16 protein-coding genes are annotated in these 21116 nt (G+C 73.8%); 5 read left to right on the top strand and 11 right to left on the bottom strand.

The genetic code is table 11. From position 1 onward, the window contains the following. The first annotated feature begins 1 nt into the window (after window position 1). The 3 genes from ONA70_RS17925 (at window position 2) to ONA70_RS17915 (ending at window position 3840) form a co-directional block, all read left to right on the top strand. Complete coding sequence (locus ONA70_RS17925) at window positions 2–964, top strand: carbohydrate ABC transporter permease (RefSeq protein WP_265007590.1); 963 nt, start codon at window positions 2–4, stop codon at window positions 962–964. A gap of 63 nt (window positions 965–1027) precedes the next feature. After that, window positions 1028–2101: a LacI family DNA-binding transcriptional regulator gene (locus ONA70_RS17920; RefSeq protein ID WP_265007589.1), complete on the top strand. Its 1074-nt coding sequence runs from the start codon at window positions 1028–1030 to the stop codon at window positions 2099–2101. A gap of 83 nt (window positions 2102–2184) precedes the next feature. Next, the gene (locus tag ONA70_RS17915; RefSeq protein WP_265007597.1) at window positions 2185–3840 is read left to right on the top strand and encodes a glycoside hydrolase family 13 protein; all 1656 of its coding nucleotides are present in this window, start codon (window positions 2185–2187) and stop codon (window positions 3838–3840) included. Between the two features lie 52 nt (window positions 3841–3892). On the opposite strand, the gene ONA70_RS17910 is transcribed toward ONA70_RS17915, so the two are convergent. The 4 genes from ONA70_RS17910 to xylA all read right to left on the bottom strand — a co-directional run bounded on the left by ONA70_RS17910 (window position 3893) and on the right by xylA (window position 11537). Next, a complete protein-coding gene (locus ONA70_RS17910; RefSeq protein WP_265007588.1) occupies window positions 3893–5311 on the bottom strand; it encodes an MFS transporter in 1419 nt (472 codons plus the stop codon). Window positions 5312–5368: 57 nt separating this feature from the next. Next, entirely contained in the window at window positions 5369–8608 is a 3240-nt protein-coding gene (locus tag ONA70_RS17905) for an AfsR/SARP family transcriptional regulator (protein ID WP_265007587.1), read from the bottom strand. A 236-nt stretch (window positions 8609–8844) separates the two neighbouring features. Beyond that, window positions 8845–10338 carry a xylulokinase gene (gene xylB, locus ONA70_RS17900; protein ID WP_265007586.1) on the bottom strand — a complete coding sequence of 498 codons (1494 nt, stop codon included), beginning with the start codon at window positions 10336–10338 and terminating at the stop codon, window positions 8845–8847. An 11-nt stretch (window positions 10339–10349) separates the two neighbouring features. Further along, window positions 10350–11537, bottom strand: a complete 1188-nt coding sequence (gene xylA, locus ONA70_RS17895) for a xylose isomerase (protein ID WP_265007585.1) — start codon at window positions 11535–11537, stop codon at window positions 10350–10352. Between the two features lie 59 nt (window positions 11538–11596). On the opposite strand from xylA, the gene ONA70_RS17890 reads away from it, so the two are divergent. Beyond that, window positions 11597–12853 carry an ROK family transcriptional regulator gene (locus ONA70_RS17890; protein WP_265007584.1) on the top strand — a complete coding sequence of 419 codons (1257 nt, stop codon included), beginning with the start codon at window positions 11597–11599 and terminating at the stop codon, window positions 12851–12853. Window positions 12854–12860: 7 nt separating this feature from the next. Here the strand turns inward: ONA70_RS17890 and ONA70_RS17885 are convergent, their stop codons facing one another. Then, complete coding sequence (locus ONA70_RS17885; protein WP_265007583.1) at window positions 12861–13427, bottom strand: MarR family winged helix-turn-helix transcriptional regulator; 567 nt, start codon at window positions 13425–13427, stop codon at window positions 12861–12863. Between the two features lie 56 nt (window positions 13428–13483). Here ONA70_RS17885 and ONA70_RS17880 point away from each other — a divergent pair, with 56 nt between their 5' ends. After that, window positions 13484–14614, top strand: coding sequence for a PP2C family protein-serine/threonine phosphatase (locus ONA70_RS17880; RefSeq protein ID WP_265007582.1), 1131 nt, complete (start codon window positions 13484–13486; stop codon window positions 14612–14614). Window positions 14615–14635: 21 nt separating this feature from the next. Here the strand turns inward: ONA70_RS17880 and ONA70_RS17875 are convergent, their stop codons facing one another. The 6 genes from ONA70_RS17875 to ONA70_RS17850 form a co-directional block, all read right to left on the bottom strand. Beyond that, a complete protein-coding gene (locus ONA70_RS17875; protein ID WP_265007581.1) occupies window positions 14636–16114 on the bottom strand; it encodes a sugar transferase in 1479 nt (492 codons plus the stop codon). A 214-nt stretch (window positions 16115–16328) separates the two neighbouring features. Further along, entirely contained in the window at window positions 16329–18080 is a 1752-nt protein-coding gene (locus ONA70_RS17870) for a substrate-binding and VWA domain-containing protein (protein WP_265007580.1), read from the bottom strand. A 177-nt stretch (window positions 18081–18257) separates the two neighbouring features. Beyond that, entirely contained in the window at window positions 18258–19247 is a 990-nt protein-coding gene (locus ONA70_RS17865; protein ID WP_406601208.1) for a lactonase family protein, read from the bottom strand. Window positions 19248–19418: 171 nt separating this feature from the next. Further along, on the bottom strand, window positions 19419–20021 hold the full coding sequence (locus ONA70_RS17860) for a GTP-binding protein (protein WP_265007578.1): 603 nt from the start codon (window positions 20019–20021) through the stop codon (window positions 19419–19421). After that, a complete protein-coding gene (locus ONA70_RS17855) occupies window positions 20002–20391 on the bottom strand; it encodes a DUF742 domain-containing protein (RefSeq protein ID WP_265007577.1) in 390 nt (129 codons plus the stop codon). The genes ONA70_RS17860 and ONA70_RS17855 overlap by 20 nt, the downstream gene beginning before the upstream one ends. Further along, the gene (locus ONA70_RS17850) at window positions 20381–20803 is read right to left on the bottom strand and encodes a roadblock/LC7 domain-containing protein (RefSeq protein WP_265007576.1); all 423 of its coding nucleotides are present in this window, start codon (window positions 20801–20803) and stop codon (window positions 20381–20383) included. The genes ONA70_RS17855 and ONA70_RS17850 overlap by 11 nt, the downstream gene beginning before the upstream one ends. Window positions 20804–21116: the final 313 nt, after the last annotated feature.

The raw sequence follows: 21116 nt of genomic DNA, 5'->3' as shown, positions 1-21116 counted from the left end.
GATGACCACCGCCACGCCCACCGTCGGAACCGGCGTCCAGGCCACCACGACGACCACCCGGGTCAGCCGCGTCCGCAAGCGCCTGAACAGCCGTACCGCCACGCTGGTCTCGATCGTCATCGCGCTGCTCTGGACGGTCCCGACCTTCGGCCTGTTCATCTCCTCGTTCCGGCCCGAGGACCAGATCAAGACCACCGGCTGGTGGACCTTCTTCAGCGACCCGCAGTTCACCCTGCAGAACTACCAGGACGTGCTCTTCGGCAGCTCCTCGTCCTCCGGCCAGCTCGCCAGCTACTTCATCAACTCGCTGGCGATCACCATCCCGTCGGTCCTCTTCCCGACGGCGTTCGCGGCGCTGGCCGCGTACGCGCTGGCCTGGATCAACTTCAAGGGACGCGACTGGCTCTACATCGCGATCTTCGCGTTGCAGATCGTGCCGCTGCAGATGGCCCTGGTGCCGCTGCTGAAGTTCTTCTCCACCGGCGTCACCGTTGCCGGCGTCCAGGTGCTCCCGGCATGGGACCTGGTGGACGAGCAGAAGTTCGCCCAGGTGTGGTTCGCACACACCTGCTTCGCGCTGCCGTTCGCCGTGTTCCTGCTGCACAACTTCATCGCGCAGCTGCCGTCGGACCTGATGGAGGCGGCCCGGGTCGACGGGGCGACGCACCCGAAGATCTTCCGCACCATCGTGCTGCCGCTGATCACGCCCGCGCTGGCCGCGTTCGGCATCTTCCAGTTCCTCTGGGTCTGGAACGACCTGCTGGTCGCGCTCATCTTCGCGGGCGGCGGCAACGAGACCGCCCCGCTCACCGTCCGCCTCGCCGAGATGGCCGGCACCCGGGGCAACGAGTGGCAGCGACTGACGGCCGGCGCGTTCGTGTCGATCGTCGTACCGCTGATCGTGTTCCTGTCCCTCCAGCGGTACTTCGTGCGGGGCCTGCTCGCCGGCAGCGTCAAGGGCTGACCCGTTGCTCCGCCGCCGCCGGCCTCCGGCGGCGGCGGACGCGGGTCGGAGCAGGGAACAGCGATGACCAGGATTGACGACGTCGCCCGCCTGGCCGGGGTCTCCACGGCCACGGTCTCCCGTGCGCTGCGCGGCCTCCCGACGGTCTCGGCCGCCACCCGGCGCCGCGTACAGGCCGCCGCCGAGCAGCTCCAGTACGCCGTATCGCCGAGCGCCTCGCGGCTGGCCGGCGGGAAGACCGGCACGGTGGCCGTGGTGGTCCCCCGGATCACCCGCTGGTTCTTCGCCACGGTCGTGGAGGCGGTCGAGGACCACCTCCACGAGAACGGATACGACCTGCTGCTCTACAACCTCGGCGGGCGCGAGCAGACCCGGCGCCGGGTGCTGCGTACGGCCAACCTGCACAAGCGGGTCGACGCGATCATCCTGGTCGCCACCCCGCTGCGCCCGGCCGACGCGACCGCGCTGACCAAGCTGGACCTGCCGGGCGTGACGATCAGCTCCGGCAGCGGCGTTCCCGGCTGGCCCAGCGTCCGGATCGACGACGTGGCCGCCGGGCGGACCGCCACCCGGCACCTGGTCGACCTCGGCCACACCCGGATCGCGCACATCTCCGGCGACCCGGACGACGAGCTGGCCTTCACCACCCACCTGGACCGCCGCCGGGGCTACCAGGAGGCGCTGCGAGCCGCCGGGATCCGGCCCGACCCGAGCCTGGACGTCGAGTCGCAGTTCACTGTCGACGGCGGCACCCGGGCCACCGCCGAGCTGCTGGCCCGCGGCGAGCCGCCGACCGCGATCTTCGCCGCCTGCGACGAGATGGCGATGGGCGCGATGACCGCGCTGCGCGACGCGGGGCTGCGGGTGCCGCAGGATGTCAGCGTGATCGGCGTGGACGACCACGACCTCGCCGGCGCGCTCGGCCTGAGCACCATCGCCCAGCCGGCGGCGGAGCAGGGGCTGCTCGCCGCCCGGATCCTGCTCGACCCGCTCGGCGTCCGCGCCGCCGAACCGTACGCCGGGTCGGCGCCCGCGCCGGGCGGCGGGGACGCCTCGGACGACACGCCGGCGCGGCCCGTGATCCTGCCCACTCGACTGGTGGTACGGGAGTCGACCGCGCCGCCCCGGGCACACTGAACAGATTCGGCCGTCCCCCGGGCGGCCTGGGCAATGACCGCCCGGTCGCCGGGCGGCCACGGTACGACACAGGGGAGAAGGCTCTGAACACCGACGCGACACAGCAGGAAACGGCCGCCGCCCCGGCCACCGGCTGGTGGACCGAGGCCGTCATCTATCAGATCTACCCGCGCTCGTACGCCGACTCGAACGGCGACGGCATCGGCGACCTCCCCGGCATCACCGCCCGCCTCGGTCACCTCGTCGAGCTGGGGGTGGACGCGCTCTGGCTGTCGCCGTTCTACCCGTCGCCGCAGGCCGACGCCGGGTACGACGTGGCCGACTACCGGGACGTCGACCCGCTCTTCGGCACGCTCGCGGACGCCGACAAGATGATCGCCGAGGCGAAGGCGCGCGGGCTCCGGGTGATCGTCGACCTGGTGCCCAACCACACCTCGTCGCAGCACCGCTGGTTCCAGGCGGCGGTCGCCGCCGCGCCCGGCAGCCCGGAGCGGCAGCGCTACGTCTTCCGGGACGGCAAGGGCCCGCAGGGCGCCGGGCCGCCGAACGACTGGCAGAGCGTCTTCGGCGGCCCCGCCTGGACCCGGCTGCCGGACGGGCAGTGGTACCTGCACCTGTTCGACCCCGGTCAGCCGGACCTGAACTGGGAAAACCTCGAGGTCCGCGCCGAGTTCCTGGACATCCTCCGGTTCTGGCTGGACCGGGGCGTCGACGGCTTCCGGGTGGACGTGGCGCACGGGCTGATCAAGCAGGCCGACCTGGCCGACTGGCAGGAGCAGCCCGAGATCCTCTCCGGCCCGCAGGTCGACAAGCCACGCCCGCCCATGTGGGACCAGGACGGCGTGCACGAGATCTACCGCGAGTGGCGGCGGCTGGTCGACTCGTACGACGGCGGGCGGATCCTGGTCGCCGAGGCGTGGGTCGAGCCGGCCGAGCGGCTGGCCCGGTACGTCCGGCCGGACGAGATGCACCAGGCGTTCAACTTCGAGTACCTGCTCGCCGCCTGGACCGCCCCGGCCCAGTACGCGGTGATCACCCGATCCCTGGAGGCCACCGATTCGGTCGGCGCCCCCACCACCTGGGTGCTCTCCAACCACGACGTGGTCCGGCACGCCTCCCGGCTCGGCCTGCCCGTCGGCGGCGGCCGGCCGAACGGCATCGGCATCGGCGACCCGCAGCCCGACGTGGCGCTCGGCCTACGCCGCGCCCGGGCAGCCAGCCTGCTGATGCTCGCCCTGCCCGGCTCGGCCTACCTCTACCAGGGCGAGGAGCTGGGGCTGCCCGAGCACACCACGCTCCCCGACGAGGCCCGGCAGGACCCGACCTGGGAGCGCAGCGGTCACACCCAGCGCGGCCGGGACGGCTGCCGGGTGCCGATCCCGTGGGAGGCGGACGCCCCGTCGTACGGCTTCGGGCCGACCGACGCGAGCTGGCTCCCCCAGCCCCCGAGCTGGGCCGAGTACGCGCTCGACCGGCAGCGCGGGGTGCCCGGCTCGACGTACGAGCTGTACCGGACGGCGCTGCGGCTGCGCCGCGAGCACGGCCTGGGCCGGGGCCCGCTGCGCTGGCTCTCCTCCGGGGACGAGGTGCTCGCCTTCACCAGCCGGGACCTCACCGTGCTGACCAACTTCGGCGCGGAACCGGTGCCGCTGCCGGCCGGCGCGCAGGTGCTGGCCACCAGCGCCCCACTCGACGGTGACGCCGTCCCCACCGACGTCACCGCCTGGTACCGCCTCTGACGTGTGAAGAGGGGCCCCCCGTACAACGCGACGCGTTGACAGGGGGCCCTCCCTACAGACGATCGGCGCGGGTGTGCAGGAGGTCGTGGACGGTCTCGATGTCGCCCGGCGAGGTGCGGGCGGCCAGCCAGTACATGAGCCCGGTCGGGATGAAGAAGAGCTGGAACACGGCCAGCCCGACGGCGTAGTTCAGCGGCGGCGGGAACGCCGCCCGCAGCCCCTGGAAGGCCACCCCGACCAGGCCGTTCCCGGCCGCCCGGCCGACCCCGTTCACCAGGTTGCCGAGGCTGTAGACGGTGCCGCGGTGCTCGGGCGGGTTGACGTCGGCGATCAGCGCGAACCAGTTGGGCGAGTTGGCCGAGGTGAGCGCGAGGGCCAGCAGGGCGGTCAGCAGGCTCAGCCCGACCGAGGGATCGGTGAAGACGCTGGCCAGCACCGCCCCGATCACCGCGCCCGAGCTGCCGCCGTTCGGCACGTCGATCCGGATCGGGACCAGGAACAGGACCAGGTAGAACGGCACGGCCGCGAGGATGCCGACCGCCGCGACCAGGGCCCGCCCGCTCGGCGTACGCCGTTGCAGCGCGTCGCCGGCCAGGCCGCCCAGGATGGAGAAGACCCCGCCGAGCTGGAACAGGGTGGCGAAGACGCTGCCCACCACGACGGCGGTGGCCGGCGAGTAGCCCTGGGCCTCGGCCCGCTGGGCGAAGAGCACCGGCAACCAGACCAGCGAGCCGAACGCCGCCTGCGCGGTCAGCCCCTGGAGGATCAGCCAGCGGTTGGTCCGCCGGGCCAGGATCCGGGGCAGGTCGGCTCGGCTGATCCGGTAGTCGTAGTCGGCGCCCGCGTCGAGCGCCGCGGCCAGCTCCGGCTCGCTCTGGCCACGCCGGATGTCGTACGTGAACAGGTAGGCCACGGTGGCGACCAGGCCGACGACGGCCAGCACCAGGAACGGCCGCCGCCAGTCGGTCGCGCCGAGGATGCCGCCGGCGAGCGTGCCGGCGAGCGTGCCCACCCCCTGCGACAGCCCCCAGAAGCTCATCACCAGGCCCCGGCGGCGGGGCGAGATCAGATCGGTGACCACCGAGAAGCCCACCGAGCCGACCGCGCCCAACCCGACCGCGGCGACCAGTTGGGCGCCCAGGAACGCCGGGTACTGCTGGGCCAGGGCGCTGCCCCCGGTGCCGGCCGCCCAGATCAGCGTGCCCACCATCAGCAGCGGCTTGCGGTTGGTCCGATCGCCCACGTACGCCCAGCCGACCGCGGCGGCCGCGCTGACCAGGAAGCTCACTGCGGTGACCAGCCCGAGCAGCCGCTGCGGCACGCCGAGCGCGCCGGAGATCGGCCCGTACAGCGGGGGGACCAGGCCGACCGCGACGTTGTCCAGCGAGGCCAGCAGCACGAACACGATCACGCTGTAGAGGCGGTGGGCCGCGCCCCCACCACGGGTCGCGCGCTCGGTGACCATGCTCATGCCTGGCACCCAACCAGGATCGGCCGCCGACCGCCACCCGCCCGACGGAGATCCCGGCTACGCCATTCGGCCGCGGTGTTCCTCCGACGACGCCGCACGCCGAGCCGGCGCCGGCAGCGGGAACCAGGCGGCCAGCCGGGAGTCGGCGTCCCGGGCGCTGGGGTGGGCGACGCCGTGCAGCAGGTCGGCCGCCTCCCGCCAGGCGGCCAGGGCGCCGTCGTGGTCGCCCTGCTCCTCCCGGACGTCACCGAGCATCAGCAGCGTCTTGCCCAGCCACCGCTCGCCCTCGTTGCGTCCGACGCTGATCGCCGAGGTGAGCAGGTCCGCCGCGGCCGCCAGCCGCCCGGCCCGGCGACGCGCGCTGGCCAGGACGGTCAGCGCCTCCACGGTGCCCGTCGCGTACCTCATCGCCTGGGCGATGGCCAACGCCTGCTCGGCCGCCACCACGGCCTCCGCATCGCGCCCGGCCGACAGGTAGAGCCCGGCGAACCGGTACAGGGTGATCACCTCACCGTACGGGTCACGCAACTCCCGGAAGATCGACAACGTCGTGGTGAGCAGTTCGATCGCGTCCGCGATCCGGCCGGCATCGTGATAGACGCGGGCGAGCCCGTTCATGACATCAGCCTGACTGCTCCGGCTGTCACAGGCCGTGTAGAGGTCAAGTGCGCGCCGCAACTGCTGCTCCGCTTCCCGCAGCCGGCCGTGCTCGCGTTCGATCGCCCCGAGGTGCTGTCGGGCGCGAGCCGTGCACCACAGGCTGCCGACCCGCTCGGCCAGCACCAGGGCTCGCTCCGCCGATTCGCGCGCCTGCGGCAGGTGCCCCAGATAACCCTGCAGGTAGGTCAGCCGGTTGAGGGCATGCGCCTGACCGCAGTCGTCGTCGAGCGCCGCGAACAGGTCCGCCGCGGTCTCCGCACAGCGGGCGGCGTCGGGGAGCGCACGGTACTCGTCGGCCCGGCTGCGGTACAACATCGCCAGCGCCGTCATGCGCCCGTCACCGGCCCGTTCGGCGGCTGCCTCGGCGAGGGCGTTGATCGACCGCCAGGCGTCGACCGTCCCGCGCATCTCGAGGAACGGCCCGAGCACATGCGTCAGTGCTCCGCAGAGCTCGTCCAGACCCAGGTCGTACGCCTGGCGTACACCGGCCAGCAGCGCTTCGCTCTCCGCCTCGTACCAACTGACCGGGTCGGTCGCCGCGGCGGACCCCACGGTCGGGTCGAGCAGGGCGGTACCGGTGATCGCGGGTTCCAGCCCGGGGAACTGCTTGTCGGGCAGACCCCGCATGGCCGACAGCGCGTAGCCGAGCCAGGCGTTGAGCCCCGCCACCACGGCCGTACGCCGGCTGGCCTCGTCCATCCGGGCTTCGGCCCGTTCGCGCAGCAGCAACCGGACCAGATCGTGGAACCGGTACCGGTCCTGGCCGGCGGCGTCCCGGCCGGCGTACTCGACGATTCGGTGTTGCGCGAGCTGGTCGATCAACGCCTCGGCGACCGCGACGGGGCGTCGCAGCACCGCCCCGGCGGCCCAGGTGGGAAAGCTCGGTGCGGCCAGCAGCGCCAGCAGTTGCGCGGCGGCGTCGGCGTGCGGATCCAGACCGCGGAAGCTGAGTTCCAGGCTGGCCCGCACCTCGAGGTCGCCGTGGTGCAGCTCGTCCAGGCGGTGCTGGTCGGCCAACCGGTCGGCAAGCCTGCGGAGGGACCAGTACGGCCGGCTGGCCAGCCGTGCGCCGACGATGCGTACCGCCAGTGGCAACCACCCGCACAGCTCGACGAGGCGGGCCGCGACCGCCGGCTCGGCCGCCACCCGTTCCGCACCGACCGTTGCCCGCAGCAGCGCCAGCGCGTCCTCGTCGGGCAGCACGTCGAGGCTCAGGTGGTAGCCGCCCTCCACGTCCGCCAGATCGGAGCGGCTGGTGACGAGAACCGCGCACCCCGATCCGCCGGGCACCAGCGGGCGAACCTGCGCCGCGCTCGCCGCGTCGTCGAGCACGACCAGCACCCGGCGCTCCGCCGTGACGGAGCGGTAGAGGAGGATCCGTTCCTCGACATCCTCGGGGATCGCGGCACGGTGGGCGCCCAACGCGACGAGCACTCGGCCCAGCACCTCCGCCGACTGCTGCGGCCGGTCGTGTGTCCCGCCCAGCCCGACGTACAGCTGGCCGTCGGGAAATCGCGCCCGCAGCCGATGGCCCACGTGGATGGCCAGGGCACTCTTGCCGACCCCCGGTATGCCGGACACGATCACGACCGGAACGGCCGTCGTGTCCACCGCCGATCCGGCCGAGGTCAACCGGCGGCACACCGCTTCCAGATCGGCAACGCGGCCGGTGAAGTCACTGACGTCCGCGGGAAGCTGGGCCGGCGGCGCGACCGCCGCCGGCGGCCGGGCGACCTCGGCGGCCCGGTGCGGCTCGGGCCCGGGTTCGCCCGGTGCGCGACCTGCCAGCGCCGACGGCACCGGGTGCCGGGCGTCGTCCGGTCGATGGTCGGTACCGGCCAGGATGCTCCGCTCCAGCCGCCGCAATTCGGCGCCGGGCTCGATGCCCAGCTCGTCGGCAATCCGTCGGCGTCCGGTGCGGTAGACCTCCAACGCCTCGGCCGTGCGCCCGACGGCGTCCAGCGCGGTCATCAGTTGCCCGCGCAGCCGCTCGCGCAGCGGATGTTCGGCCACCAGCCGGGTCAGCTCCGGGACCAGCTCGGCGTGCCGGTTCAGCGCGAACTCCAGGTCGACCAGCTTCTCCACGGTGGCCAGCCGCAGCTCGGCCAATCGGTGCGCCTCGGCGACGGCGAACGGCGACGGCACATCGGTCAGCTCCGGCCCCCGCCACAGCGCCAACGCGGCGCGCATCGCCGCCGCCCTGACCTTCGGCGGCAGCCCGTCCTGGTCCGCGTCACGCAGCAGCTGCTCCACCCGGGCCAGATCGAGCTGCTCGTCCTCGATCCGCAGCAGGTAGCCGGGACTGCGCGTGACCACCAGCCGACCGGCGTCCGGTCTGCCGGCGTCGCCGAACAGCCGGCGCAGCGACGACACCACCGTCAGTACCTGTTCGCGGGCGGTCGCCGGAGGAGATTCCGGCCACAGGCCGTCGATCAGCTCGTCGACCGAGACCACCCGGTTGCGCCGCAACAGCAGCGCGGCCACGACAATGCGCTGGCGGGCGCCCGGCAGCGGGATCCGCCCCGATCGGCCCCGCACCTCCAGCGGGCCGAGCACACTGAAGGCGAAATCAGGGGCGCGGATACCGTGCTGGTCCCCGGCGGTCTCGCGGTCCACCGGGTCCGCCCCGGAGGTCACCGCACCCCGGATCCGCGTCCTGGCCGGGTCTCGCGAACCCGGTCGTTCGGCATCGTCCACATCACGCACCTGCCCGTCCGGTCGCCAGCAGAGCCGCGTCAGCGGGAGCCGCCCCGTCCGACGAGGCGATACTCCGTACGATATCGATCAATGCAGCTGGCGGGGCCGGTGCTTGGTCACGGAGCGGTAACGCAGATCCGCCGGCGGGGCGGGACCCCGCCGGCGGTGCGGCTGGCTCAGCCCGCTTCCCGCTCGATGATCAGGTCGTGAGCCCGGGCGTAGCGGGCGCGGATGGCGGGAACTCCCGACGGCTCCAGCTCGCCGCGCGAGCTGGAGCCGTCGTCCACCCCGTACTCCTCGGTGTCGGGGATGGTCCACGACGGTGGCTCCGCGCCCCCGAGGGCGACCCACGCGGCCTGCCGCGCCGCGCCGTCCGCGACGTACTCGCCGGGCGGCGGGACGATCACCGGGCGGCCGAAGACCTGCGGGGCGATCCGGCGGACGGCGGCCGACCGGGCCCCGCCGCCGACCAGGATGATCCGCTCGGCCCGCGCGCCCTGGGCGGTGAGCGCGTCGAGGCCGTCGGCGAGGGCGCAGAGCATCCCCTCGACGGCGGCCCGGGCCAGGTGGGCCGGGCTCGACGTGCCCAGGGTGAGGCCGTGCAGCGCGCCGGTGGCGGTGGGCCGGTCGGGGGTCCGCTCCCCCTCCAGGTACGGGACCAGGACCAGCCCGTCCGCGCCGGGCGGGGCGGCCAGGGCCAGCTCGCTCAGCTCGTCCAGGTCGACCCCGAGCAGGGCCGCGGCGGCATCCAGCACCCGGGCCGCGTTGAGCGTGCAGACCAGCGGCAGGAACCGCCCGGTGGCGTCGGCGAAGCCGGCCACCGCACCGGTCGGGTCCGCGGCCGGCGTGTCGGCGACCGCGAAGACCGTGCCGGAGGTGCCGATCGAGACGACCACGTCGCCCGGGCCGGCGCCGACGCCGAGCGCCGCGGCGGCGTTGTCCCCGGTGCCGGGGCCGAGCAGGACAGCGCCCCCGGCACCGGAAGCGACGCCGGACTCCGGCAGCGCCGCCGGGTCGAGGTGCCCGGCGACCTCGGCCGGCCCGAGCACGACCGGCAGCCGGACCCGCCGCCCGAGGGCCTGTTCCAGCAGGTCGAGCCGGTACGCGTCGGTCCGCGGCGACCAGTAGCCGGTGCCGCTGGCGTCGCCCCGGTCGGTCCGCAGCGCGTCCAGGCCCGGCGCCCCGGCGAGCCGCCAGGTGAGCCAGTCGTGCGGCAGGCAGACCCCGGCCACCCGCTCGGCGTTCGCCGGCTCGTGCCGGGCCAGCCAGCGCAGCTTGGTGGCGGTGAAGCTGGCCACCGGCACGGCGCCCGTCGCGTCGGCCCAGAACCGGCGGCCGGCCTCGCCGTCTCCGGCCTCGGCGACCAGTTCGCGCGCGGCGTCGGCGGAGCGGGTGTCGTTCCACAGCAGCGCCGGGCGGACCACCTGTCCCGCCTCGTCCAGGCAGACCATGCCGTGCTGCTGGCCGGCGACCGACACGGCGGCCACGTCGGCCAGCCCGCCGGCCTCCGCGACGGCCGCGCGCAGGGCCTCCCACCAGGCGTACGGGTCGACCTCGGTGCCCTCCGGGTGCGGCGCGCGGCCCTGCCGGACCAGCGCACCGGTCTCCGCGTCCCGGACGACCACCTTGCAGGACTGGGTGGACGAGTCGATCCCGGCGACGAGCGGCATGCCGGCCCGCCTCAGCGCGCGCCGAGCAGGTGCTCGACGGCGAGCTGGTTGAGCCGGACGAAGCCGAAGCCCTTCGCCCCGGCCGCCGCCGGGTCGAACTCCTCGAACGCGGTGCGGTCGGCGAGCAGCTCGGCGTAGCCCTCCCCGGGGTCGAGGGTCGGGGTGGCCAGCTCGGTGACCTTGCTGGCGGCGAGCGCCTCGGCCACCTCCGGGTCGGCCCGGAACGCCGCGGCCCGCTCCTTGAGCAGCAGGTAGGTGCGCATGTTCGCCTCGGCCGACGACCACACGCCGGTGATGTCCTCGGTCCGCGAGGGCTTGTAGTCGAAGTGCCGCGGCCCGTCGTACGCGGGGCCGCCGTTCGGGCCGCCGTTCTCGAGCAGGTCGACCAGGGCGAACGCGTTGAGCAGGTCGCCGTGGCCGAAGACCAGGTCCTGGTCGTACTTGATGCCGCGCTGCCCGTTGAGGTCGATGTGGAACAGCTTGCCCTGCCAGAGCGCCTGGGCGATGCCGTGCGCGAAGTTCAGCCCGGCCATCTGCTCGTGGCCGACCTCCGGGTTCAACCCGACCAGCTCGGGGTGGGCCAGGGTGGAGATGAAGCCCAGCGCGTGTCCGACGGTGGGGAGCAGGATGTCGCCGCGCGGCTCGTTCGGCTTCGGCTCAAGGGCGAAGCGCAGGTCGTAGCCGCGGTCGAGGACGTACTGGCAGAGCAGGTCGACCGCCTCCCGGTAGCGGTCCAGCGCCGAGCGGACGTCCTTGGCCAGGTCGTACTCGGCGCCCTCCCGGCCGCCCCACATCACGAAGGTGCGGGCGCCCAGCTCGACGGCCAGGTCGATGTTGCGCAGCACCTTGCGCAGCGCGTACCGGCGGACGTCGCGGTCGTTGCTGGTGAAGCCGCCGTCCTTGAAGACCGGGTGGGTGAAGAGGTTGGTGGTGACCATCGGCACGACCAGGCCGGTCTCGTCGAGGGCCTTGCGGAACCGGGCGATGTGCTGGTCGCGGGTGGCGGCGTCGGAGCCGAAGGGGACCAGGTCGTCGTCGTGGAAGGTGATCCCGTACGCGCCGAGCTCGGCGAGCCGGTGAACCGCCTCGACCGGGTCCAGGTCGGGCCGGGTGGCGTCGCCGAACGGGTCGCGGGCCGGCCAGCCCACCGTCCAGAGACCGAAGGAGAACTTGTCGGCGGGGTTGGGGCGGGGTGCCATGGCAGACCTCCGGGTGATGGTGGTGGTATCGTCCCCAATTTGTTCAGTGGTTGAATTAAATGGCGGCCCTGTGGCAGTGTCAAGGGGTGACCAACACGAGCACCGGGGCGGTCCGGCAGGGCAGCCTGCGCGAGCTCAACCTCGCGGTGGTGCTCCGGCGGATCGCCGCCGCCGACCGACCGCCGTCCCGGGCCGAACTCGCCGCCGCGACCGGGCTGACCCGGGCCACCGTCTCCGCCGTCGTCGACGACCTGATCGCCGGCCGGCTGGTGGCCGAGGCGGAACCCGCGCCCCGTACCGGGGCCGGGCGGCCGGCCCGCGGGCTGGTGCTGGCCGCCGACGGCCCGGCCGGGCTCGGGCTGGAGGTCAACGTCGACTACCTGGCCGCCTGCGTGGTCGACCTGACCGGCGCGGTACGCCAGCACCTGGTGGACCGGGCCGACCTGCGCCCGGTCTCCCCCGCCGACGCCCTGGACCGGCTCGCCGCGCTCGCCGCCGCGGCCCGCGCCGCGGCCGTACGCGAGGGACTGACCCTGGCCGGTGCGGCGCTCGCCGTGCCCGGCCTGGTCTCCGACGGCGGCCTGGTGCGCTTGGCGCCGAACCTCGGCTGGCGGGACGTGGACGTGCCCGGGCTGCTCGCCGGGCGCCCGCTCGCGGAGCCGGTGGACGGCATCCCACCGCTGGTCGTGGACAACGAGGCCAACCTGGCCGCCCTCGGTGAGCTGCACGCCGGCCCGCCCGGGTCGGCCAGTTTCCTGCACGTCTCGGGGGAGATCGGCATCGGCGCCGGGATCGTGCTCGACGGCGTGCTGTACCGGGGCGCCCGCGGCTGGAGCGGCGAGCTCGGTCACATCCCGGTCGACCCACGGGGCCGGCCCTGCCGCTGCGGCGGGCAGGGCTGCCTGGAGCGGTACGCGGGCCAGGAGGCCATCCTGGCGGCCGCCGGACTGGCCGGCGCGGACCTGCCCGCGGACACCGCCGCCACCCGGCTGGCCGACCTCGCCGAGGCCGGCGACCCGGCCACGCTGACCGCCCTGACCGACGCCGGCACCGCCCTCGGGGTGGCCGTGGCGGGCGTGGTGAACCTGCTGGATCTGGACACCGTGGTGCTCGGCGGCGGATACGCCCCGCTCGCCCGGTGGCTCTCCCCGCCGGTGATCGCGGAGGTCTCCCGGCGGGTGCTCACCGCCGCCTGGTCCCCGGTCACGGTCCGCCCGGCGGCGCTCGGCGCGCAGTCCGCAGCGGTCGGCGGGGCCGCCTCGGTGGTCCGCCGGATCGTCGACCGGCCGGTCGGCTGGCTGGCCCGCTCCAGCTGATGCGGTCTCAGGCGGTACGGGCGGCCGGCGGCTCCTCGGACACCGGTTCCCCGGTCTCCGCGAGGTCGGCGAGCCGCTCGCCGGACGGCTGCGGCGCCGGCCAGCCCTCCGCCGCGACGGCCTCGCTCCGGCGCGCCACCTCGTCGAACTCGCGCATCCCGCGCAGCAGCGCCGCGCGTCCCTCCGGGCTCATCCCGGTCAGGATCTGGTCCAGTCGGTACCGCCGGTCGGCCCGCAGCTCGGCGAGGAGCCGGGTCGCCGCCGGGGTGAGGTGCAGGGAGATCTCCCGCCGGTCGTACCGGCCCGGCTCCCGTTCCAGCATCCCGGCCGCCACCAGCCGGTCGCACAGCCGGCTGGCCGAGGAGAGCAGCATGTCGGTCAGTGTGGCGAGCCGGCGGAGATTGATCCCGTCGTACTGTTCGACGACCATGACCGCGCGTAACTGAGCGCTGGAGAGTCGGCTCATCGTCCGCTCCCGGGCCGCCTCCCAGACAGCCAGCAGGGTGCCCGCCGCCTCGTCCAGGGCGGCGGCCATACTCGCTTCAGGTCCCTGCGGACCGCGTTCTTCGGTCATGGTGCGCCCGAGACTACTCCGCGTACCAGGCCGACGACCTGTGCAAAGGAGCAAAGATGGGTGGACCGGCGGATCGGGCCCGCCAGACCCTCACCGAGGCGCCGGCGGACCTGCTGCTCGACCGGCTCGCCGCCGAGTTGGCGCGGTCGTACGGGGTCACCAGCACCCAGCTCTACCAGGTCGACTACCGGTTGTCGGTGCTGCTGCCGCTGGGTGCGGGCGAGTCGATCACCGGCCCGGGCCATCCCGCCTGGCGCTGTTTCGACCACCAGGAGCCGATCGTCGCGGAGCGCACCGGCTGGTTCCCGGTCGGCATGCGCGGGGAGCGACGCGGAGTGCTCCGGGTGGAGCCCGTGCCGGATGATCCGGACGCCATCCGGGAGCTGGACACGATCGCCACGGTGCTCGGCCACGAGCTGTCCGCCGTGACGGCCAGCACCGACATCTACCTGACCGCCCGGCGTTCCCGCCGGCTGACGCTGGCCGCCGAGATGCAGTGGGAACTGCTGCCCGGCCGCAGCCGGATCCGGCCGTCGTTCAGCCTGGCGGGCCAGCTGGAACCGGCGTACGCGGTGCGCGGCGACAGCTTCGACTGGTCCGACGACGGCCGGCGGCTCTGGCTCTCGGTGGTCAACGGCTCGGGTGAGGGGGTGGCCGCGTCCATGCTCACCTCGCTGGCCACCCACGCGCTGCGCAACGCCCGCCGCGCCGAGCTGGGGCTGGCCGACCAGGCCGCCCTGGCCGACCAGGCGATCTACGCGCTGCACCGGGGCGGCCAGCACCTCTCTGCGCTGCTGCTGGAGCTGGACCTGGCGTCGGGGGCGATGACCGTGGTCGACGCCGGCTCACCCCGCCTGGTGCGGCTGCGCGACGGCGCGGTGAGCGAGCAGGTGCTGGAGAAGCAGTTCCCGCTCGGGATGTTCGAGGGCACGGACTACCGGGAGCAGCAGTTCCAGCTGCGGCGCGGGGACCGGCTCTTCGTGGTCAGCGACGGGGTCGTCGACGCGACCGCCCAGCGGATCCGGTACGGCGAGACCGCGCTGGACCGCTTCCTGCGGCGGACCGGGCCGATGGAGCCGCTGGACGCGGTCCGCTCGCTGATCGGCGACCTGCGGGCCTTCGTGGCCGGCGACCTGGTCGACGACGCGGTGGTGGTCTGCCTGGACTGGCTGGGTCCGCAGCCCTGACCCGCCCGGCCGCGGCGGGGCTCAGTACGCGCCCCGGCCGCGGAGCACCGCGCCGAACGTCTTCCAGAGGATGGTCAGATCGGCGGCGAGTGACCAGTTCTCCACGTAGTAGAGGTCGAGTCGGATGCCGTCCTCCCAGCTCAGGTCGGACCGGCCGCTGACCTGCCAGAGACCGGTCATGCCGGGCTTGACCAGGAGGCGACGGGCGACGTCGCCCTCGTACCGGGCCACCTCGGTGGGCAGCGGCGGGCGGGGGCCGACCAGGCTCATCTGGCCGAGCAGCACGTTCGCGAGCTGGGGCAGCTCGTCGAGGGACCACTTGCGCAGCAATCGCCCGACCCGGGTCACCCGTGGGTCGTCGCGCATCTTGAACATCAGGCCGTCGGTCTCGTTGCACGCGGTCAGGTCGGCCAGCAGCGCATCGGCGTTGACGACCATGGTGCGGAACTTGTAGACACCGAACTCCCGGCCGCCCTGGCCCACCCGGACCTGGCGGAACAGCACCGGCCCCCGGCTGTCCAGCTTGACGGCCAGCGCGATCATCACCAGGGCCGGCAGCAGCAGGAGCAGCGCCACCAGCGACAGCGACCGGTCGACCAGTGCCTTGACCAGCTTCCGGCCGCCCCGGAACTCGGGCGCCTCGACGTGGATCAGCGGCAGCCCGGCGACCGGGCGGGTGTGGATACGCGGGCCCGCGACATCGGTCAGCGCGGGCGCCACGACGAGGTCGACGCCACTGCCCTCCAGCTGCCAACCGAGCCGGCGCAGCCGGGTCGCGGTGAGCTCGCCGGAGGCGGTTACCGCCACGGTGTCCGCGCCGATCGCGGTGGCTGCCTCGGGGATGCCGCGGAACGAGCCGACCACCGGGACGTCACCCAGCCGCTGCGGCACCGGCGCGAGCAGCGCGTCCGGGATGCAGGCGCCGACCACGTGGTAGCCGGCGTACGGCTCGCGGTGCAGCGTGTGCACCAGCTCCAGCACGTGCGCGGTGTCGCCCACCACCAGCACCTTGCGGGACCAGCCGGCGCCCCGGTAGCGCGCCCGGTGCAGCCGCTTGCGGGCGACGAACCGGGCCACCTCCAGGCCGAGCGTGCCCGCCGCGAAGGAGATGGCCAGGAAGCCGCGGGAGACCCCGACGTCGGCGATGTACCCGACGACGGCGATGCCGCCGGCCAGCCGCAGGCTCGCCGCGCTGACCCTGCGGTACTCGTCGGCGCCGTAGCCGAGCACCCGGTCGTCGTAGCAGCGCATCGCCCGCAGCGAGACCAACCAGACCAGGAGCAGGCCCGGTGCGACCACCGCGTACGGGATCTCCGAGCCGAGCGCCTGCTGCTCGCCGAAACGGCCGACGTACCCGGCCAGGATGGCCACCGCCAGGACGGCGGTGTCCAGCACCGCGAGGACCCGGACGTATTCCGCGGCCCGCGCCGCCGGTCCGGGATGGCGGTCTCCCGGTCCGGCCGCCGGCCGGGCGGGGGTCAACAGCGTCGCGGACGTCACCGGCCCTCCCCACGTCGCGCAGGACGGCTCCGCACCACCCGGCCCCGCTGGCGTGCCGACGACTAGGAGCACTCGGACATCTTGCCTCGGTAATTATGGATACCGATTGCTTCCGACGTGTTGCCGTCATTTTTCGCGGCCCCGAGCTGCCCCGGAAAGCGCTCCGCCGTACCGGCTCTCCCGGTACGGCGGAACTTCTACGCTGACTGTCGACTCAGCGAGGGGCCGGCGGCCGGATGGCGATCGCCTGCAGGAAGATCTCGCCGATCTTGGTCGGGTCGATGGTGACGAAGGTCCGTCCGCCGGTGACCGCGGTGATCGGGTCGAGCTCCGCCTTGCTGACGTCGTTCCCGATGCCGATGATGATCACCTGCACCGGCTGCTCCGGGTCGCGGAGCTTCTTGAGCTGGTCGATCAACTGCTTCTGGGAAATGCCGTTGTCGTCGTCGTTCTTGCCGTCGGTGAAGAGCACGATCGAGTTGACCTTGCCCGGCTCCCAGTCCTCCTGGACCGTCTTGTAGGCGGCCAGGAGCGTGTCGAACAGGCCGGTGTTGCCGCTCGACGGCGTGATCGAGGCCAGGCCCTGCTGCAGCGCGCGCCGGTTGCTGGACAGTGGCTTGATCGGCACGATCTCGCGGTAGTCCTGCGAGCCCCGCAGATTGGTGGAGAAGGTCCAGAGACCGATCGACCAGGAGTCGTCGAAGAGCGCCAGGCCCTGGTTGGCGGCGGCCACGGTGACCTGCTCCCGGGTGGCGCCGTTGGCCGTGGCCACCTTCTGCTTCATCGAGCCGGAGACGTCGATGATGCTGAGCATGCGGCCGGACTGAGTGGCCACCGACCAGGTACTGGTGGCCTTCTGGATCTGGGCCGGGTCCAGGCCACCGGCGGCACCCTGGCCGGCCGACGCGGCGCTGGCGTCGCCACCCGCCGGGCTCGGCGCGCCCTGCGGAGCCTTGAACCCCTGGCCCCAGTTGCCGTCCGGGGCACGCAGCGCCTGCCCGGCCAGCCGGTTCTTGAAGCCCGGGGTAGTCAGCACCTCGAAGAGCACCTTGGCGGCCGAGGCCTTGGCCGGCTCGACGCCGGGCAGCAGCGTGAACGGGTAGTCGAGCGGCACCGGCGCCGGATCGAGGTAGAGCGCGGCCAGCGGGATCGGTGGCTTGGTGTTGTTGTAGGCGACGACGTCCTCCTCGGACAGCGCCGCAGCGCCCAGCCCGCTGGCGATGGCCGCCGGGTCGGACGAGCGCGGGAAGCGCGCGAGGAGGTCCTGCCGCAGCGAGGAGCGGTTGGTCGCCAGCGCCCGCAACGCCCCGATCGTCGCCTCCTGCGCCTTGTTGGCATCGGCGCCGCCGGTGGCACTGGCGGCGGTGGCGAGCGAGAGCAGCCCGGAGAGAGCGGCCGCGTCCTGGGTCGGCTCCACGATGCCGGCGCGCAACGGCTTGTCGCTGGTGACCTGCCGCAGCAGGTCGGTCCAGCCGAGCTTCTTGTCCGGCCAGCCGAACCGGGCGGCGACCGGCTCGGGCATCGCGATCACGACCGGGCTGCGGGCGATCGAGTTCCCGTTGGCCGGGGCGAAGGCGGTGGCCCCACCGGCCTTGAGCCGCAGCAGCCAACTGGCGGAGTCCGGCACCCAGATGTCCGGCGTCACCACCGTGCCGCTGGCCTGGCCGACGCCGGCGAGGGTGGCGCCGTACTTGCTCGCCACCGCGGCCGCCACGTCGACCGACTCGGCGGAGGTGACGTTCACCGCGATGCAGGTCCCGCCGACCGCCGCTCCGTCGGCGACCCACTGGTCGGCCGCGCCCTCCACGGCGGGCGCGATCTCCGGGGCAGCCGCGAGCGACAGCTGGATCTTGCCGGAGCAGGACGGTCCCGCCAACTGCTGGTAGCCGAACCAGGAGCCGGCTACGACGAGAACGAGCGCGATGGCCGCCGCAGCGGCACCTGCTCCACGGAGGCTTGAACGCATGCGATGGCGGCCAGACACGGTGACCATCTTGCGTATCTCGTGGGGTTACTGCCACGTCCGTTCGGACGAAAGTTACTCAGGAGAAACAGTTGGCCACAAAATGGTCACGCTGAGTGAACGAACGGTCATCGGCCGTGCTACGGTCCACAACGGACAGCGCTTCCCGCCGCCGTTCCGTTACGGCCGGACACAGGTCGGACTCGCCACCGGTACCGGCTCCCCCACCGGTTCGGGCACCCCGGTGGCGGAATCCACCCGGAAGATCCTGATCATGTCGGCCCGTTCGTCGGCGACGTACAGGTGCCCGCCGGTCAGAGCGAGGTGCCGGGGCCACTCCCCGCCGGTGTCGACCTCGGCCACCGGCTCGGGCCGCTCGTCCGCCACCGCGAAGACCGCCACCGTGCCCACCCCGCGGTTGGCCACGTAGAGGAAGCGCCCGTCCGGGCCGACGGCGATCTCGGACGGCTGGACGTGCCCCACCCGCTCGCTGGCGTCCACCCGGACCCGCTGGTGCAGCGCGCCGTCCGGGGTCAGCTCGTAGCCGGTGACCGTCCCGTCCAGCTCGCCGACCAGCCAGCAGCGCCGCCCGTCGGGATGCCGGGCCAGGTGCCGGGGGCCGGAGCCGGCCGGTGTCCGCACCCGCGGCGCCCGGGGCACCAGCCGTCCCGAGGCGGCGTCGAGGTCGTACCGGTAGACCGAGTCGGTGCCCAGGTCGACGGCGAGCAGCGGGCCACCGTCCGGACCGGGCGAGACCATGTGGCAGTGTGCCTTCTCCTGGCGCTGCGGGTCGGCGCCGTGCCCCTCGTGCCGGACCAGATCGCTGCGCTCCCCCGGCACGCCCTCGGCGTCGAGCGGGAAGACGGCGACGCTGCCGCCCCCGTAGTTCGCCACCACGAGGTGCCGCCCGTCCGGCACCACCGCCAGGTGGCACGGTTCCGCCCCGCCGCTGTCGCGGACCTCGAGCGGCTCGAGGTCGCCGTCCGGGGCCGTCCGGAACGCGCTGACCCGGCCCTCGGCACCCTCGTTGACCGCGTACAGCACGGGCAGCGCCGGGTGCCGGACCAGGAACGACGGCGACGGGGTGACCGCCACCGTGCCCAGCGGGACCAGCGCTCCGGAACCCGGGTCGCGCCGGGCGGCGACGATGCCCTCGGCCCGCCCGCCCATCTCCGCCGTGTACCCGCCGATGTGGACGATCGTGTCCCGCTCGGTCACCGGTCCCACCTTCCGCCGCCTCCTGCGTAGATCCAACCAGAGGCTTCCCCGGGAGCCGGCCGGTTAGCCGTCTTTTCCGGGACCGGTTCGGGCCGGTACGGCGCCGGGGGCCCCAGGCCGCCGTCAGCCCACCGGCACCGGCTCGCCGCGCTGGCGGGCGACGTGCTCGACCAGCGAGATCAACACCAGCTTCCCGGACTGCCGGTCGCGGGCGTCGCAGAGCACCAGGGGCACCGCCGGATCCAGGTCCAGCGCGTCGCGGACCGCCTCCAGGCTGAACCGCCGGGCGTCGTCGAAGCAGTTGACCCCCACCACGAACGGGATGCCGCGCTGCTCGAAGTAGTCGACCGAGGGGAAGCAGTCGGCCAGCCGGCGGGTGTCCGCCAGCACCACCGCGCCGAGGGCGCCGAAGGCCAACTCGTCCCAGAGGAACCAGAACCGGTCCTGACCCGGGGTGCCGAAGAGATAGACCTGGAGGTCGTCGTTGATGGTGATCCGGCCGAAGTCCATCGCCACCGTGGTGGTCGACTTCTCCTCCACCCCGTAGATGTCGTCGGTGCCGATCCCGGCCCCGGTCAGCACCTCCTCGGTCTGCAGCGGCCGGACCTCGCTCAACGCGCTCACCAGCGTCGTCTTGCCGGCCCCGAACCCGCCGGCGATGAGGATCTTCAGAGCCAGCGGGAGCCGTGGGGTGGCCGCCGGTCGGTCAAAGCGCACGGAGTCCACTGACCACCGCCTTGAGAATGTTGTCATCGGGTAGATACGCGCCGGTCGGCGGCCGGTGCACCGCGACGAGCCCACGGGCGACGAGGTCGCCGAGCAGCACCCGGACCACCCCCACGGCGAGGTCCAGGTCCGCGGCGAGATCGGCCACCGCGACCGGACGCCGGGCCAGCTCGAGCAGGCGACGGTGCTCCGGCTGGAGACCGGGCTGGCCGGCCGGGTCGGCCGCCAGGCCGGCCAGCACGACCGCCATCAGGTCGAAACCCTCGATGGGCGGGCGCACCCGGCCCCCGGTGAGGGTGTACGGGCGGACCACCGGCCCGGCGGCGCCGTCCAGCCACTCGTGCTGCGGACCCGGCGACTCAGCCCGCATCGCCGGCCCCCGGCGCCGGCCGGGCCGGGGCGCTCAGGTTCTCGCCGACCCGGATCACCAGCATCGCCATCTCGTACGCCACCAGGCCGATGTCGGCGTCGGCGTCGCTCACCACCGCCAGGCAGGCACCCTGCCCGGCGGCCGTCACGAAGAGGTACGCGGACTCCATCTCCACCACGGTCTGGCGGACCGCGCCGCCGTTCACGTGCCGGGTGGCCCCCTTGGCCAGGCTGGAGAAGCCGGACGCCAGGGCGCAGAGGTGCTCCGCGTCGTCCTGGTTGAGCTCGGCGGAGGCGCCGAGCAGCAGCCCGTCCGCCGACAGCACCACCGCCTGGCGGGCGGCCGGCACCCGCTTCACCAGGTCGTCGAGCAACCAGTCGAGATCGGCGTTCTGCCGCGTCGTGTGCACCACTAGGCGTCCCTCTCAGTCGCGGGCGAAGGTTCCGGAGCCGGCACCGGCTCCGACGGGGAGGGCGCGCCGGCCCGGTCCCGGGCCGGGGCGGTGGAATCGGCGGCGGCGCGGGCGCCGTCCCGGCGGCCCCGGGCGGTGCCGGCCTGGAGGGCGGACATGGCCCGGCGTACCTCCTCAGGCGAGCGCGGTGCGGGGGCGTCCGGGACGACCGGCCGGGGGCGGTTGACCGCTCCGCGCCGGCGGATCCGGCGGCCCGGATGGTGGCCCTGCCCGGCTTGGGGGCCGCCACGAAGCCCTCCGCCCACTTGGCGGC

Origin of the sequence: Micromonospora yasonensis (genome assembly GCF_026013475.1) — a bacterium.
Classification (GTDB): Bacteria; Actinomycetota; Actinomycetes; order Mycobacteriales; family Micromonosporaceae; genus Micromonospora; species Micromonospora yasonensis.
This window is presented reverse-complemented; position numbering and strand designations above follow the sequence as displayed.

Coding starts and splice junctions, on each gene's coding strand:
- ONA70_RS17890 (WP_265007584.1), top strand. CDS start 11,597: ATGGCGGCCCTGTGGCAGTGTCAAGGGGTGACCAACACGAGCACCGGG.
- ONA70_RS17870 (WP_265007580.1), bottom strand. CDS start 18,080: ATGCGTTCAAGCCTCCGTGGAGCAGGTGCCGCTGCGGCGGCCATCGCG.
- ONA70_RS17885 (WP_265007583.1), bottom strand. CDS start 13,427: ATGACCGAAGAACGCGGTCCGCAGGGACCTGAAGCGAGTATGGCCGCC.
- ONA70_RS17920 (WP_265007589.1), top strand. CDS start 1,028: ATGACCAGGATTGACGACGTCGCCCGCCTGGCCGGGGTCTCCACGGCC.
- xylA (WP_265007585.1), bottom strand. CDS start 11,537: ATGGCACCCCGCCCCAACCCCGCCGACAAGTTCTCCTTCGGTCTCTGG.
- ONA70_RS17855 (WP_265007577.1), bottom strand. CDS start 20,391: ATGCGGGCTGAGTCGCCGGGTCCGCAGCACGAGTGGCTGGACGGCGCC.
- ONA70_RS17925 (WP_265007590.1), top strand. CDS start 2: ATGACCACCGCCACGCCCACCGTCGGAACCGGCGTCCAGGCCACCACG.
- ONA70_RS17910 (WP_265007588.1), bottom strand. CDS start 5,311: ATGAGCATGGTCACCGAGCGCGCGACCCGTGGTGGGGGCGCGGCCCAC.
- ONA70_RS17865 (WP_406601208.1), bottom strand. CDS start 19,247: ATGGGCGGGCGGGCCGAGGGCATCGTCGCCGCCCGGCGCGACCCGGGT.
- ONA70_RS17880 (WP_265007582.1), top strand. CDS start 13,484: ATGGGTGGACCGGCGGATCGGGCCCGCCAGACCCTCACCGAGGCGCCG.
- xylB (WP_265007586.1), bottom strand. CDS start 10,338: ATGCCGCTCGTCGCCGGGATCGACTCGTCCACCCAGTCCTGCAAGGTG.